Annotated in this window: 16 protein-coding genes; 3 read left to right on the forward strand and 13 right to left on the reverse strand. The window is 69.2% G+C overall.

The genetic code is table 11. The features are described 5' to 3' along the window. Window positions 1-44 precede the first annotated feature (44 nt). Window positions 45-605 (forward strand): SRPBCC family protein, encoded by a 561-nt coding sequence (locus EPL03_RS03425; RefSeq protein WP_135827929.1) that lies wholly within the window; start codon window positions 45-47, stop codon window positions 603-605. Between the two features lie 34 nt (window positions 606-639). Here the strand turns inward: EPL03_RS03425 and EPL03_RS03430 are convergent, their stop codons facing one another. From EPL03_RS03430 to pth2, 11 genes are all read right to left on the reverse strand, one after another. Further along, window positions 640-1,881 carry a tripartite tricarboxylate transporter permease gene (locus EPL03_RS03430; protein ID WP_135827930.1) on the reverse strand — a complete coding sequence of 414 codons (1,242 nt, stop codon included), beginning with the start codon at window positions 1,879-1,881 and terminating at the stop codon, window positions 640-642. 123 nt (window positions 1,882-2,004) lie between these two features. After that, complete coding sequence (locus EPL03_RS03435; RefSeq protein WP_135827931.1) at window positions 2,005-2,277, reverse strand: KEOPS complex subunit Pcc1; 273 nt, start codon at window positions 2,275-2,277, stop codon at window positions 2,005-2,007. A gap of 13 nt (window positions 2,278-2,290) precedes the next feature. Beyond that, a complete protein-coding gene (locus EPL03_RS03440) occupies window positions 2,291-2,425 on the reverse strand; it encodes a DNA-directed RNA polymerase subunit P (protein ID WP_135827932.1) in 135 nt (44 codons plus the stop codon). Beyond that, window positions 2,422-2,703: a 50S ribosomal protein L37ae gene (locus tag EPL03_RS03445; protein ID WP_135827933.1), complete on the reverse strand. Its 282-nt coding sequence runs from the start codon at window positions 2,701-2,703 to the stop codon at window positions 2,422-2,424. The genes EPL03_RS03440 and EPL03_RS03445 overlap by 4 nt, the downstream gene beginning before the upstream one ends. A 76-nt stretch (window positions 2,704-2,779) precedes the next feature. Further along, window positions 2,780-2,938, reverse strand: coding sequence for a hypothetical protein (locus EPL03_RS19755; protein ID WP_168216170.1), 159 nt, complete (start codon window positions 2,936-2,938; stop codon window positions 2,780-2,782). A 203-nt stretch (window positions 2,939-3,141) separates the two neighbouring features. Then, window positions 3,142-3,579, reverse strand: coding sequence for a DUF1810 domain-containing protein (locus EPL03_RS03450; protein ID WP_135827934.1), 438 nt, complete (start codon window positions 3,577-3,579; stop codon window positions 3,142-3,144). Window positions 3,580-3,674: 95 nt separating this feature from the next. After that, window positions 3,675-3,989 (reverse strand): SHOCT domain-containing protein, encoded by a 315-nt coding sequence (locus tag EPL03_RS03455; protein WP_210424889.1) that lies wholly within the window; start codon window positions 3,987-3,989, stop codon window positions 3,675-3,677. 222 nt (window positions 3,990-4,211) lie between these two features. Beyond that, complete coding sequence (locus EPL03_RS03460; protein ID WP_135827935.1) at window positions 4,212-4,946, reverse strand: DUF2103 domain-containing protein; 735 nt, start codon at window positions 4,944-4,946, stop codon at window positions 4,212-4,214. A gap of 443 nt (window positions 4,947-5,389) precedes the next feature. Further along, complete coding sequence (locus EPL03_RS03465; RefSeq protein WP_135827936.1) at window positions 5,390-7,042, reverse strand: SufS family cysteine desulfurase; 1,653 nt, start codon at window positions 7,040-7,042, stop codon at window positions 5,390-5,392. Between the two features lie 75 nt (window positions 7,043-7,117). Next, window positions 7,118-8,491 carry a tRNA pseudouridine(13) synthase TruD gene (gene truD, locus EPL03_RS03470; protein WP_135827937.1) on the reverse strand — a complete coding sequence of 458 codons (1,374 nt, stop codon included), beginning with the start codon at window positions 8,489-8,491 and terminating at the stop codon, window positions 7,118-7,120. Between the two features lie 708 nt (window positions 8,492-9,199). Further along, window positions 9,200-9,538 (reverse strand): peptidyl-tRNA hydrolase Pth2, encoded by a 339-nt coding sequence (gene pth2, locus EPL03_RS03480; protein WP_135827938.1) that lies wholly within the window; start codon window positions 9,536-9,538, stop codon window positions 9,200-9,202. Window positions 9,539-9,664: 126 nt separating this feature from the next. Here pth2 and dcd point away from each other — a divergent pair, with 126 nt between their 5' ends. Both dcd and EPL03_RS03490 read left to right on the forward strand, forming a co-directional pair. Continuing rightward, entirely contained in the window at window positions 9,665-10,294 is a 630-nt protein-coding gene (gene dcd / locus EPL03_RS03485) for a dCTP deaminase (RefSeq protein WP_135827939.1), read from the forward strand. Beyond that, window positions 10,291-11,190, forward strand: a complete 900-nt coding sequence (locus EPL03_RS03490; protein ID WP_135827940.1) for a thiamine-phosphate synthase family protein — start codon at window positions 10,291-10,293, stop codon at window positions 11,188-11,190. Before dcd ends, EPL03_RS03490 begins: the two co-directional genes overlap by 4 nt. A gap of 51 nt (window positions 11,191-11,241) precedes the next feature. Here EPL03_RS03490 and EPL03_RS03495 read toward each other — a convergent pair whose 3' ends face one another. After that, window positions 11,242-12,639: an extracellular solute-binding protein gene (locus tag EPL03_RS03495; RefSeq protein WP_368277065.1), complete on the reverse strand. Its 1,398-nt coding sequence runs from the start codon at window positions 12,637-12,639 to the stop codon at window positions 11,242-11,244. A 252-nt stretch (window positions 12,640-12,891) separates the two neighbouring features. After that, entirely contained in the window at window positions 12,892-13,755 is an 864-nt protein-coding gene (locus tag EPL03_RS03500; RefSeq protein ID WP_135827942.1) for a coiled-coil protein, read from the reverse strand. Window positions 13,756-13,786 lie beyond the last annotated feature (31 nt).

Consider the following 13,786-nt stretch of genomic DNA (forward strand, 5'->3'; position numbering starts at 1 on the left):
GGCCACACCGGGGAGTTTTGTCGCCGCCGCCCCTACCGCCGGCCATGCCGACCTACCAGCGCGAGGTCCGAGTCGCCGCGCCGCTCGACGACGTGTGGGCGTTTCACTCCCGCGTCGAGGGACTCGAATCGCTCACGCCCGACTGGATGGGTCTCCGCGTCGAGGGTGTCCGCCGACCCGGCGACGAGCGCGACGGCGGCGACGCCGACGTACTCGACGCCGGAACCGAAATCCGGCTCTCGGTCCGGCCGCTCGGCGTCGGCCCGCGCCAGCGGTGGACCTCCCGCATCACCCGCCGGGAGCGCGGCGACGGCGGCTCCGGGAGCGACGCTCCCGGCGGCTCGTCACGGGCAGTGCGGAGTGACGGTGCGGCGGTCTTCGAGGACGAGATGGTCGACGGACCGTTCCCCGTGTGGCACCACCGCCACCAGTTCTACGCCGTCTCCGACGACGAGACGCTCGTCCGGGACCGCGTGACCTACGAACTCCCGGTCGTCGGCCGACTCCCGGTGGTCGGCGGACTCCTCGGCCCGCTGGGGTGGCTCGGCTTCGAGCCGATGTTCCGGGAGCGCCACCGCCGGACCAGGCGGATTCTGGAGGAGTGAGCCGCCAGTTGCGACGGTGGACCGCGCGGGCTCCTCAGCCGCCCGCCATCAGCGGCCCGAGTAACACCCCCATCAGGTGGACTCTTCGCGCGCCGAACCCGGCGGGAACGAGACCCACCAGCGTCGCCACCGCGAACACCGCGACGCCGACCAGCCCCGCGAACAGCCAACTGACCCCCACGAGGAGCGCGAGTACCGCGACCGAGAGCCGAACGTGGTCGACCGACCCGACGACCCGGAGGTAGCGGTCGCCGACCCCGAGGACGAGGACGAAGCCCGCGACGCCCGCGAGCGCCGCGCCCGCGAGCAACAGCGGAAGGTTCACCGGGGTGTCGGCCTCCCGGAGCGCGACCATCACGCCGGTCCGGGGCGCGCCGAGCGCGGCCAGCGCGAACAGCGCGAACACGGTGTTGGCGGTGTTGACGCCGCTGGTCGCCACCACGAACCCGCGCGCGTCGGTCGACCCGGGGACGAGCGCGAGCGCCAGCACGGCTGCGACTGCGGCCGACACGCCCGGCAGGTAGCCCACGACGGCACCCGCGACCGTGCCCGCGAACGCCGTGAGCGCGACCGCCCGCCGGGAGACCGCGATACGGGGGTCGTCCTGCTCGGGGACGCCCGACCCCGAGAGCGCTTCCAGCAGGACGGGCGCGCCGAACAGCCCCGCGAACAGCGGCGTGAGCATCCCGCCGGCCGAAAGCGGCGCTGTCGGCGACAGGTCGAGGGTCGCGTGGCCGAGCGCGCCGCTTCCGAGGAATGCCGCGAGCGCGCCGACGACCGCCCGCCTGGACGCCTCGGTCAGGACGAGAAACGCCACCACGCCGCCGAGGACGAGCGGGAGGTGGCTCCGGACCGCGGGGTAGGCGGTCGTCATCGCGCGGGTGACCGGCACCGCGAGCGGGACCGCGAACGCGACCGCGAGGCCGCTCCCGAGCGCCGACAGCCGGATGGCCTCCCGGCCGCGTCCCGCGATGACGAGCCGGTGGGCCGGGACCGCGGTGGCCGCCATCGCGGCGTCGGGCACGCCGAGCGCCATCGCGGGTACGGCGTCGAGAAACGAGTGGACCACGCCGGCCGCGAGCATCGCCGCGCCCACGAGCCGGGGCGGGCCGGGGACGGCGGGCGCGGCCGCCGCCAGCAACAGCGCGAGGTTGTTGACGTGGAGGCCGGGCACGAGCCCGCTCGCGGTGCCGAGCGCGATGCCGGCGAGGACGAACGCGAGCGCCGTGGCCGTGCGGGCCGGTGCGACCGCGAACTGCGCGCCGAGCGCCTCCATCGGGGCAGTTTCGTCCCGTCCTCGGATTTAAAGGTTCGCTCCGATAGAACATCGTCCCGGTCACGCTCGCACCGACGGGAACGTGGCTACCGCTCCGATTGGTCGCCCCCGAGAACCGGCCGCTCACGCGGCGTCGGTCGTTCGCTCGGCGACCGACACCAGCGACCCCCACGTGTTACAGCCGGCCCGCAGCGCCACGAGGTCGTCGGCCCCGATTCGGACGACCACGGCGGCCCCGTCGCGCTCGACGGTCGCGGTCGACCGGTGGCCGTCTATCTCGCCGACCTCCTGTGTCACGGCGCGGGCGACGACGCGAGCGCGGGCGGGCGAGTCGTACTCGAATCTGAGCGCGGCGTCGTGCGGGCGGGCGTCGAGCGAAAGCGGGGGGTCGGCCATCGCGAGAACGAGATTACCGGACGCCGACTTCCTTCACGTCGCGGCTCCGCTCTTTCAGCAGGACGCGGTGGCCACAGTAGGGACACCGGACCCCGCCGTACTCGTCGAGTTCGACGTCGCGCTTGCACCGCGAGCACTTGTAGCTCATTCGTCGTCTTCGCCGAGGGCGGCGCGAATCGAGCGGGTGACGGTGCGACCGGCGGGCGTCTCCGGGCGGTACGAGCCCCCGGCGTACTTGTAGCCACAGCTACCGCACTGCCAGATGCCGGTGCCCTGTCGCTCGACGCGCTCGGCACCGCAGTCCGGGCAGGCGTGCTCGTCGTTCATGTCGCTCTCGATGTCGGCGACGCGCTTGCGGGCGACGCGCCCGTACCGCGCGCCGAATCGGCCGGCGCTACCGGTCCGACTCTTGGTGTTCTCGGCCATAGTGGGCCGTAATTGATTCGGCGCGCTGATAAAGCCTACGAGTCGGGACGGCTACTGCCCGTCGTCGCTCGAGGACTCACTCGGTCGGCGGGTTGACGAGCTCGTGGCCGATGACCGCGAGCGAGGCGACGAACCCGGCGACCGCACCCGGCAACCCGGTCAACTGGCCGACCAGAAACCCACCCCCGGAGAGCATCGGTATCGCCGCGAGGACCGCGTCGTAGTGGGAAACCATCGTGTAATTAGATATAATTAGACGGGGCCAAGAAACTTGCGGCTCGCGGTCGGACGGGGTCCCAGTCGCGGGTGCAGTCGTGGGTGCGGATGCGGTCGCGGTTACGGTTCTCGTCGGTCGAGCGCGAGCCGTGGGCGCGGGTGGACTGCCGTGACGAACGCCGTCGGATAGCGAGTTACCGCCGTTCGATTCGGGGTCGCGGTTCAGGCGTTCTCGAGCAACTCGACCGTTTTCGGGTCGGGGTCGCCGTCGTAATACGTCTCCAAGGCCGTCTCGAACGGCGTCGGGTCGTCCGCGACCGCACCGAAGAGCGTCATGGAGGAACGGAACTTCAGGTCGTCGGGCGAGCCGAATATCTCGCTCGCAGAGCGGCCCGCTACGGCGTTGACGATGTCCGTGCATTCGCGCAGTCGCGGACCCAGTATCGGGTGTGCGAGGTAGGCCTCGGCTTCCGCCCGGGACGATATCGCGTAGCGTCGGGCCATCCGACTGCGGCCGAGTCCGTCCAGTTGCGGGAAGACGAACCACATCCAGTGGCTGCGCTTGCGGCCCGCCCGGAGTTCCCGCTTGACCTCGTCGATTACGGCGTCCTGAGCTTCGACGAACCGTCGCAAGTTGTGGGGGTCGTCGGCGCGCGTCATCTTCTCTCAGCGTGGCTGTTGGGAGTCGGTCGGGAAACTCGTTCGGTGGCTGGGGCGGCGGTCGGACGGTCGTCCCGTGGTCGGTATGTCGTTGCTCACTCGAACACGCGTTCGCGGTCGGCCGTGGTCGACTCCAACTCCTCGGTTTCGAGAAGTCGGTCGAGCCGTCGTTGAAACTCGTCGTGATTCAGTTCGCCCACCGCGTACCGTCGTCGGAGCGCGTCGATTGCAGTCTCGGTTTCGGTATCCGTTCGAGGGTCGTCGTACCCCTCTATCGGGGGTGCGGCCCTCGCCTGTCGGGCGAGTCCCCGCGTCAACTGCCCGGCGACGACGAAGGCCGTGACGGTAATCGAGAGATACAGGAGTGCGACCGCCGCGTTCTGGCCCGAGAGGACGAGGCCAAACGTCATCACGAAAAGGCCGACCAGAGCGGCGGCGAACGCGAGACCGAGTCTGCCGACGGGACTCGCCGGCGCGTATCGGTGGACCAACTCGTACATCGCTTGCATCGTCGCGGCACGACTACAAAGACATTCGGGATTCTGATAGTTCTCCCCTCCCGAGAGGGTGAGCGAGTCACCGAGAACCGCGATACGCCCGGGGGACGACGTGACGAGTAGCCGCCGGACCCGTCACTGCAACCCCGCCTCGGCCAGCGCGTCGTCGAGGTCGGCCCGGATGCGCTCGCCCATCTCGCGGTCCATCGCGGTCGTGACCACCCGGTTCTCCTGCACGCTGGAGCCGTCCCGGAGCAGGAGTCGGACGTTGCCGTTCTCGTCGGCGCGGGTGGCCTTCGCGCGCACGCCGGTCCGACTGCCCGACCCGCCGGCGTCGATGGGACCGGGAATTATCTTCTTGACGTGCGGGTGGCCCGCGACGGTCTGGACCGCGGTGCGGCCCGCGCGGTTGCCGATGAGCGTGGAGTGGCTCCCGCCCAACTTCTCGGCCGGCGCGGCTTCGACCACTTCGAGCGCGCGGTCGTCCCGGCGCGCGAGGACCGCCTCCACGGGGTCGTCGACGTCGTCGTTGCGCCCGCCCACGCGGTAGAACGAGTAGCGAAGTTGGTCGCGCGTCGCCCGGAGGACGTCGCGGTCGCCGGCGGCGTACACCTCCTCGGGGCGCTTGCGCCGGACCTCGTCGGCGACGCGGCCCGCGAAGTTCCGGAGTTCGACCACGCCCGACTCGTCGCCGTCCTCGGGCGTGGTGGTGACGACGGTCTCGCCGACCGCCTCGTCGTCGTCGAGCATCGTGAGCGTCGCCCGGTCGCGGTCGAGGTCGAGCACCACGGCGTCGGCGTTGGCGGTCCGACAGACCAGACAGTAGTCGCCGGGGCGTTCGAGGGGCGACCCGCACTGGCGACACTCCATGGCCTGACAGTAGGTTCCGGGCCGGGTTTAACCCCGGTGTTTCGGACCGTGGGATGCCGGTTCGGTTGCAGTCGGTTCGTCTGAGAACACTCGTCGGCGGCGGCTCGCTCCGGGTTGGCGTCGCGTTCGGGCGCGCGCTGGCGCGGTCTCCTCTCGGCTCGACCGATAGCTAGCTCCGTAGTGCTGGGTTGTTGCTCCGTCGGACGTATTCGAGCTAGCTCCTACCTCGACCTGTGAAAGTCCGCAATCGCGACCGCACAGCGCCGCAATCGCGACCGCACAGCACCGCAACCACAACAGCGAACCACGTACCTCCCCAGCCGATTGCGCGTCTCGCAAGTCGCCCCTCCCACGGGACGGCACGAGATGACTCGCGCCGGGGAGACCGTCCAACCTCGCGAGCCTACTCCGGTCGCAGGCCGTTCGACGACTCGTGCCCCCGCTCAATCGTCGCCCGCGATTCCCTCCGGTTCACGCTCCAGATACTCCTGCGCAGCCTCCCGGAGAACCTCCTCGGGGCCGACCACGCAGTCGCGCCGGAGGTCGGGGAACCGGCCGTCGAGCGCGTCGACCACCCAGCCGTCGAGGTCGGCCGCCGCGTCGAGCGACTGCCCTTCGAGGTGGCCGGCGAGCAGGTCCGCGACCGCGCGGCTCACCGCACAGCTCTCGCTCTCGAAGGCGACGCGCTCGATGGTGCCGTCCGGGGAGACGTCGAGGTGGAACTCGCCCTCGTCGCCGCAGGTGGTCTCCTCGGAGTGCTTGCTGAACGTGGGGTCGGCCAGCCCGCCGGCGTTCTTCGGGTCGCGGTGGTGCTCGTAGACGCGGTCGTGATATCGGTCCGACGAGAGGTACGCCTCGACCTGGGCTCTCGCGTCGTCGAACGCGTCGCCGCCGTCGAGCGCGTCGAGCAGCCGGTCGACCTCCGCCTTCGTGTTGTACACGTAGAACGAGGCCCGGACCGACCCCGGCAGGTCGAGCACGTCGTGGAGCGGCTGGGTGCAGTGGTCGCCCGCCCGGACCGCGATGCCCCGGTCGTTGAGCACCGACGAGAGGTCGTGACCGTGGACGCCCTCGACGTTGAACGCGACCAGTCCCGTGCGCTCGACGCCCGCCGGCGGACCGTAGGTCTCGACGTCGTCGCGCGAGTCGAGGCGTTCGAGCGCGTACTGAGCCAGTTCGTTCTCGTGGGCGCGCACCTCGTCCATCCCGACGTCGTCGAGGTAGTCGGCGGCGGCCGCGAGCGCGATGCCCTCCGCGATGGGCGGCGTGCCCGCCTCGAACTTCCACGGCAGGTCGTTCCACGCGGCCTCGTCGAACGTGACGTGGCTTATCATCTCGCCGCCGTAGCACAACGGGGCCAACTCTTCGAGCAGGTCGCGCTTGCCGTAGAGGCCGCCGACGCCGGTCGGTCCGGCCATCTTGTGCCCGGAGAACGCGAAGAAGTCGGCGTCCATCGCCTCGACGTCCACGGGGCGGGTGGGGGCCGACTGGGCACCGTCCACGAGGATGTACGCCCCGGCGTCGTGAGCCAGTTCGGCCAGCGTCTCGACGGGGTTCACGGTCCCCAGCACGTTCGAGACGTGGGCCACCGACACCACGGCCGTCTCGGGGCCGATGACCTCCTTGGCGTGTTCGAGGTCGAGGCGGCCGTCCTCCGCGACCTCGATGTACCGCACGTCCGCACCCGCCGTCTCGGCGACCTGCTGCCACGTCACCAGCGAGGCGTGGTGTTCCATCTCGGTCAGCACGACCTCGTCGTCCGGCCCGAGTTCGTCGAGCAGGCCGTACGCCACGACGTTGATGCCCTCGGTCGTGTTCTTGGTGAACACCATCTCCTCGCGCCCGCCGCTCGCGCCGACGAACTCGGCGAGCCGGTCGTGGGCCTCCTCGTAGGCGACGGACGCCTCGTGGCTCAGCGCGTGGATGCCCCGGTGGACGTTGGCGTTGTACCCCTCGTAGAACTCCTCGTACACCTCGTACACCTGTCTCGGGGTCTGGGTCGTGGCCGCGTTGTCCAGGTACGTCAGGGGTTCGCCGTTTACCTGTCGGTCCAGTATCGGAAAGTCCTCGCGAATCGCAGAAACATCGACGGGCATGACCGTAAACTCTCGATAGTACGATAAAAATTTGCTTGATGCGTTCAGTATCTGCCGGTTCGTATCGAACGACCCTCACTCGTCGGCGGGGTCGAGCTTCAGGAACTCCCGCAACAGGACGGTCGCGTACGACCCTTTCGGAAGCGCGAAGTCGAACGTCAGTGCGGTGCCGGAGTCGTCGTCCCCGCTCTCCTCGCCGCCGCCGTCCACACCCGACCCGACGCCGAGGTCGGTCCGCACCAGAATCGCGCGTCGGGTACCGGTCGAGTGGAACTCCCCCGGCAGGTCGAAGTCGGCGGGCGCGAGGTCGAGGTCGTCGAGGACCGCGCGCTCGATGTCGCCCGGTTCGCCGTCGCCGAGTTCGGTCTCGGTGCCGACCAGCGGCGCGGTCACGAACGCGCGGTCCCGCTCGCAGTGGCGCGCGACCGTCTCGACCCGATTGTCGGTCACGCGCTGGGAGCGACCGGGGTCCGGGACGGTCAGGCCGTCGACCGTCTCGGCGAAACAGACCACGTCGCCCGCGACCGGCCGGTCGAAGGGGAGTCCGCGCGCCAGTCGCTCGCTCAGGATGCGGTTGAACGCGTACGACTGGGCGGCGTTGACGAACAGTCGCTGGAGGTTCGAGGGGACGGCTTCGAGCGCGGTCCGGAAGTCCTCGGGCCGATTCCCGTCGGACTCGGCCAGCGCCGAGAGCATCGCGCGCTCGAAGCCGAGTCGCTTCGGCGTGGCCTCCAAGGCGGCCTCCCAGTCGCGGTCGGCGAAGTGGTCGGCCACCGCGCGGCGGGCCTCGCGAGACGCCTCGGGTTCGCTCTCGTAGGGGTTGGCGACGTACGCCCGGACGGCTTCCTCCCACTCCTCGCGCACGACGCGGAGGCCGACCTCGTGGGTGACGGGTCGGCGACTGCCGAACCGCTGCTGGCCGAAGAAGTTGGGGACCGCGAGCGGGTCGCCCGCCCACTCGCGGAGCTGGTCCCGGATTTCGCTCGCGTTTTCGGGGCGGTCGGGGTTCCGGACCACGATTTCGAACTCGTTGCCCGCGAGGTCGCCGAACTGGAGGTCCCGGCCCGCCCGCCCCACGACCTCGATTTCGGCGTCGTAGATTGAGACGTCCGCGAGGTCGGTCGAGTCGACCTTCCGGAGGGTGAACAGTTGGGTCGTGACCGCGTGCTTGTCCTTGGTGCCGGCCCACGAGACGCGCTCGCGGCTGATGCCGAGGTCGTCCGAGAGCCGCCGGGCGAAGTCGTTGGTGTCCCACTCCCGGAGGGTCGCCCGCACGACGAGGTAGGGGTACGAGTCGACGTCGGCCTCGGCGGGTTCGGCCTCGAACCGCTCGACCTCCCGGACCCGGAAGTCCTCGGGCGACTCGCGCAGGCGGCCGCCGACGCCCTCGGCGTCGCTCACGAACTGTTCGATGCCGACCGCCCGTTCGACCGGGTACGCCTCGCGCATTCGGACGGGAGTTGGCGGGGGACGCGCTTGTATCTGGCTTCCTGCGAGCAGCAATCTGCCTGGATTGGTCGAGACAGTAGGTCTCCGATTCGTGGGGGAGTTGGAAGGATATTCGGAGTGTTCCGCAAAATCAGTAGAACAGTGTTGTTTCAGAAAGCCCCTGCCCGCTCGCGGTCGCTGTGCGGGATATCCAGCGCGCGCAGTTCTGCGCGCGCTGGATAGGGCCGCGCACAGACGACTACAGTGAACGCGAGCGGGCGGCCCCTTTCAGTCCCACCCACGGTGTTGTCCCGTCGGGTTTCGCCCGGTGGACTGCTCGGCCTGCTCTCTCCCGGTGGACTGTTCACCACCGGCGCGTGCGGGCGCGACCTCGTGTCGCGCCCTCTCGCGCGAGGGAGGCGGCCACGTTCAGGTGGCCGCCGAGGCTGGGGAGGTCTGAGAGGTCCTCGCGGTGCGGTCGCGGTTGCGGTGCGGTAGTGGTGCTGTGGCGGTGGCTCCTAGGCTCAAGCATAGCAGCGGACGCCGAAGCAGTCGCAGTTGCTGTGGCGGTCGCGGACGCGGAAGCAGTCGCGGTTGCTGTGGCGGTCGCGGACGCGGAAACAGTCCCAGATACAGTCGCGGTCGCGGATGGCGTCGCGATTCTCACTGGCTCAAGCACAGTTGCGGTCGCTGCCTCGAAGCCGAATCGCTACAGTCCGTCGACCGAGTTCAGTACAGCGAAAGGTCGCCGGTCACCTTGTCCACGATGTCGTCCTCGCCCGGCCCGACCGCCAGCGCGGTCACGGTCCCGGGGTCCAACTGGGTGTGGCCCGCGTCGCGGACGACCGCGTGGGCAAGCCCCTCGGCGCGGGCCTTCTCGGCGAGTTCGAAGAGCGCGTCCTCGCCGTCGGCCTGCACGACGACCTTCTTCTGGCCCTCGCCCTTCCACTGCTTGCGGGCCTTCGTCCCGGCCTCCTCGTAGGCCGACAGCGAGGCGTGGGCGACCTGCGCCGCGAGTTTCCCTTCGCCCATGCCGAGGTCGGCGCGGGCGACGATGGTCTGTTTCACGTCGGGCCGAACGCTCTCGGGCGTTAAATCGGTGACTACTCGGGCGGCGGACTCCGGCGAGTCGGGCGGCGGTAGCGGACCCGAGAGACCGGTCCATTTAGGTCCCTTCGCGCCAACGCCACGCGTATGATACTCTCGGACGCCGACATCCTCGACCGGATGGCGGACGGCGATCTGGTGGTCGAGCCCCTCGACGACCCGGAGCTTCAGATACAGCCCGCCAGCGTCGACCTCCGGCTCGGTCGGGAGTTCCTGGAGTTCCAGCGCACCAACATCTCCTGCATCCACCCCAACAGCGAGCAGGAGGTCTCCGAGTACGTCGACGAGACCGTGGTCGAGGAGGGCGGGGAGTTCGTCCTCCATCCGGGCGACTTCGTGCTGGGCACCACGGTCGAGCGCGTCGCGATTCCGGACGACCTCATCGCCCACGTCGAGGGCCGGTCGTCGCTGGGTCGGCTCGCCGTGGTGGTCCACGCGACTGCGGGACTCGCCGACCCTGGTTATCAGGGCCAGATAACCCTCGAACTGTCGAACCTCGGCACCGCGCCGGTCGCGCTCGAACCCGGCATGCGGGTCTCCCAGCTCACCTTCACCGAACTCAGTTCGCCCGCCGACCGTCCCTACGGCGAGGGGCGCGGGTCGAAGTACCAGAACCAGTCGGGTCCGCAGGCCTCGCGCATCCAGAGCGACCACGAGTTCGGCGGCGACCAGAAGCCCGACGCAGAGGACGGGCGCGCCGAGGGTGAGAATCGATGAGGTTCGCCGAGGAGATAGTGGTCGAGGAGTTCCTCCCCACCGTGCGGTCGATGCTGGCCGAGGACCTGCGCGAGCGCGGGCTGACCCAGAGCGAGGTGGCCGACCTGCTGGGCATCAGCCAGAGCGCGGTGTCGAAGTACGCCAACGGCGAGGTCGAGCGCAACGAGCGTTTCCTCGGCGACGACCGCGTCCGGACCCTCGTGACCCGGGTGGGCGAGGGGCTGGCCACCGACTCGATGAGCCGGGTCGAGGCGCTGGTCGAGATAGAGGTGCTGATTCGCCGGCTGGAGGACCGGGACGTCATCGCCGAACTCCACGAACTCGAAATGCCCGAACTGTCGGGCTACGGCGGCGACTTCGACGTCCACGACCCCGACGGCGAACTCCGGACGACCGAGCGCGTCCGGTCGTCGCTGCGTCGGGGCCTCCGCATCGTTGAGAGCGCGGCCGGGTTCGCGTCGCTCATCCCCGCCGTTGGGTCGAACCTCTGCGAGTGCACCCCCGACGCCGACGGCATCGACGACGTGGCGGGCGTCCCCGGCCGCATCTTCGACGTGAAGGGCCGGGCGGAGATTCCCTCCGACCCGGAGTTCGGCGTGAGCGAACACGTCGCGTCGGTGCTGCTCGCGGCCCGTCGCGCGGGTAGCGACGCTCGCGCGGCGCTCAACGTCCGGTACGACCCCGACCTCGTGGCCGCGCTCGAAGACGCGGGCCACGCGACCGCGGAGTTCGACGCCGAGGCCGACGACCTCGACGCGGCCGTCGGCGCGGCGGTGGGCGACTCCCCAGAGGCCACCGTGCTCTACCACACCGGCGGCTTCGGCATCGAGCCCATCACCTACCTGCTGGGCGAGGACGCCGAGGCGGTGGCCGAGACCGCCCGCGACCTGCTGTAGTCGTCTCAGGCCCGTCGGCGGCGCGGACCGCCACGCCGTCGACCGACCCGCTCAGTTCGCGCTCTCCTCTATCTGCTGGAGCTGGCCTTCGAGCTGGCTCATCGCCTGCTCGGGGGTGCCGCCCTCGCTCAGCGCCGAGTTGACCTGCTGGGCGATTCGCTGGGACTCCTGGGGCCACACGGGCGTCACCGGCCGCGAGATGGCGTTCTCGCCCGCGACTCGGATGGGCGTCAGGTAGTCGCCCATGACGGGGACCTGCTGGGCCTGGTCGGTCTCCAGCAGGTCGGGCGCGGGCGGAATCCACCCGACGATCTCGAACAGCGCGAGCCGGAAGCTGTCGGCCATCATCGCGTCGAGGACCTCCAGCGCGGCCTCCTGCTTGGTGGAGTTGGGATTCATCGTCATGTGCCAGCCGCCCAGCGCCGCGACCGGACCGCCGGTGCCCGGGTACTGCGCCTCGTCCTCGGTGACGGCGTACGGAATCGGCATCACGCCGAGCGCGTCGCCGAGGTTCTCGTCGCTCCCGCTCTGGTTGATGGAGTAGGGCCAGTTGCGGTGGGCCACCGCGTTGCCCGTGGTGAACGGTCGCCGCGACGGCTCCTCGTCCCACTGGAGCACGCCGGACGGCGAGATGTCGGCGTAGTCGCCGAGCGTGTTCTCGGCCTCCGTGCCGTGGATGAAGGTCCTGACCATCCGGATGGCGTCGAGGACGGGCTGTTCGTTCACCGTGACGGGTCGGTCGCCCACGGGACCGAACAGGTTCTGCGTCGGGTCGCCGAAGTACGCGCCGCCCCAACTCGTCATGAACTCGTTGAACGTGCAACACGGAAGCCCGTTGTACGACTGGGCCTGGAACGTGAACCCGTAGTCCACGTCGTCGGCGTTCTGTTCGAGCACGTCGGCGACGATTTCCGAGAAGCGCTGCCACGTCATCGACTCGGTCGCCCAGTTGTTCCCCTCGGGGTCGTAGCCGGCGTCCTCGACGAGGTCCCGCCGGTACTGCATCGTCGGCAGGTCGATGAACAGCGGCACCCCGTGAAGGTTGCCCTCCGGCCCGCGCGCGGTCTCGACGTGGGCCTCGAAGTAGTCGCCCTCGATGCGACTGATGGTCTCTTCGGGGAGCCGCTGGCTCAGGTCGACGACCTGGTCGCGGTAGATGAACGGGATGGTCCACCCGGTGTCCATCATGAACAGGTCGGGCCGTTCGCGCCCCGACGAGAGCCACTGCTGGTACTGGTCCTGTCGCCCGCCGCCCCACGCCCCGGCGAGGAAGTCTATCTCGATGTCCTGCGAGAGGCCGGCGTCGTACAGCGCCTGCTGGATGGCGTCGCTGTTGTCGCTCGCGAGCTGGTCGGTCGCCCACTGGACGGTCGTCGTCCCCTGAGCGTCGACCTCGCCCGCGTAGCCGGTCAGTCCCACCGCGACGCCCGACGCGCCCGCCGCCTCGATGAATCGTCGCCGGGAGACCGCCCTCCCACGGGAGCCAGTCGTCGCTCGCGAGTCGTCGGTACACTCGTCCGTCGTGTCGTTTCGCATACCCTCGTTCCCCCGACACCGATATCGACTCGGAGAGACATGTATGTTGTTTCAAATAAACGAGGGTATCGGCGGTGATTTTTCGCGATTCGCGCCGGAGAGACCGGACGGTCGCCGTGGTCGAGAGAACGGTAAATGACCGCAGAACGCCGCAGAATTACGCGATTACAGCAGCCCCGTCTTCTGGAGCTTCATCAGGTCCTCGGTGTCGAGGGTCTCGCCTTCCTTGAACTGCTGGTATATCTCCTCGGCCTCCTCTTTGGCCTCCTCGCGCTCTTTTTCCTTCTCGGACTTGCGCTCTTCCTCTTCCTGCTTGTCGAGTTCGCGCAGGCGCTTCTGGACGCGCACGAAGTCCTCGTGGTGCTGGTCGGCGGCCTCCTGGGCCTCCACGAAGCTCTCGTGCATCTCGTCGGCCTCGTCGCGGATGTCGTCGGCCTCCCGATAGGCCTCGATCATGTCGTTGTGGTGCTCCTGGGCCTTGTCGGCGAGTTCGGTCACCTTCTCGTGGTGACGCGAGGCCTCCGCGCGGACCTCCTCGGCCTCCTCGACGAGCTCGTCGAGGTTCTCGCTGTCGTCGAGCTTCTCCTTGCGCTCGGCGAGCTTCTCGCGCTTGGCCTCGATTTTCTCGATGAGTTCGCGCTCGTCTTCGGTCGAGAGCACCTCGGTCTGCTGTTTGAACTCGAGGTCCTCGATCTCGCTCTCGAGCTCCTCGACGTCCTTGCCCTCGTCGAGTTCGAGCTCCTGCTTCTTGCGCTCGACCTCGTCGAACAGCTCGTTGGCCTCGGCGTTGAGCTCGTTGCGCTGCTCCTTGTGCTCCTGGACCTGCTCGTTGAGCTCGTCGCGCTTCTCGCGGTGCTCCTGGGCCTCGTCGACCTTCTCGCGCGTCTCGGCGTTGAGTTCGTCGCGCTTGGACGCGCGCTTGGACGCCTTCTGGTTCAGCTCGTTCCGTCGGTCTCGGAGCTGTCCCGCGAGCTTGATTAGTTGACCTTTCGACTTGTTCTGGAGTTCCTCTTCTGTTACACTTACCATGCGTAGTCAAACCTCGATTCCATGCCCGCCA

Origin of the sequence: Halorussus halobius (assembly GCF_004765805.1) — an archaeon.
GTDB classification, from domain to species: domain Archaea; phylum Halobacteriota; class Halobacteria; order Halobacteriales; family Haladaptataceae; genus Halorussus; species Halorussus halobius.

Coding starts and splice junctions, on each gene's coding strand:
- EPL03_RS03425 (WP_135827929.1), top strand. CDS start 45: ATGCCGACCTACCAGCGCGAGGTCCGAGTCGCCGCGCCGCTCGACGAC.
- EPL03_RS03430 (WP_135827930.1), bottom strand. CDS start 1,881: ATGGAGGCGCTCGGCGCGCAGTTCGCGGTCGCACCGGCCCGCACGGCC.
- EPL03_RS03435 (WP_135827931.1), bottom strand. CDS start 2,277: ATGGCCGACCCCCCGCTTTCGCTCGACGCCCGCCCGCACGACGCCGCG.
- EPL03_RS03440 (WP_135827932.1), bottom strand. CDS start 2,425: ATGAGCTACAAGTGCTCGCGGTGCAAGCGCGACGTCGAACTCGACGAG.
- EPL03_RS03445 (WP_135827933.1), bottom strand. CDS start 2,703: ATGGCCGAGAACACCAAGAGTCGGACCGGTAGCGCCGGCCGATTCGGC.
- EPL03_RS19755 (WP_168216170.1), bottom strand. CDS start 2,938: ATGGTTTCCCACTACGACGCGGTCCTCGCGGCGATACCGATGCTCTCC.
- EPL03_RS03450 (WP_135827934.1), bottom strand. CDS start 3,579: ATGACGCGCGCCGACGACCCCCACAACTTGCGACGGTTCGTCGAAGCT.
- EPL03_RS03455 (WP_210424889.1), bottom strand. CDS start 3,989: ATGACGTTTGGCCTCGTCCTCTCGGGCCAGAACGCGGCGGTCGCACTC.
- EPL03_RS03460 (WP_135827935.1), bottom strand. CDS start 4,946: ATGGAGTGTCGCCAGTGCGGGTCGCCCCTCGAACGCCCCGGCGACTAC.
- EPL03_RS03465 (WP_135827936.1), bottom strand. CDS start 7,042: ATGCCCGTCGATGTTTCTGCGATTCGCGAGGACTTTCCGATACTGGAC.
- truD (WP_135827937.1), bottom strand. CDS start 8,491: ATGCGCGAGGCGTACCCGGTCGAACGGGCGGTCGGCATCGAACAGTTC.
- dcd (WP_135827939.1), top strand. CDS start 9,665: ATGATACTCTCGGACGCCGACATCCTCGACCGGATGGCGGACGGCGAT.
- EPL03_RS03490 (WP_135827940.1), top strand. CDS start 10,291: ATGAGGTTCGCCGAGGAGATAGTGGTCGAGGAGTTCCTCCCCACCGTG.
- EPL03_RS03500 (WP_135827942.1), bottom strand. CDS start 13,755: ATGGTAAGTGTAACAGAAGAGGAACTCCAGAACAAGTCGAAAGGTCAA.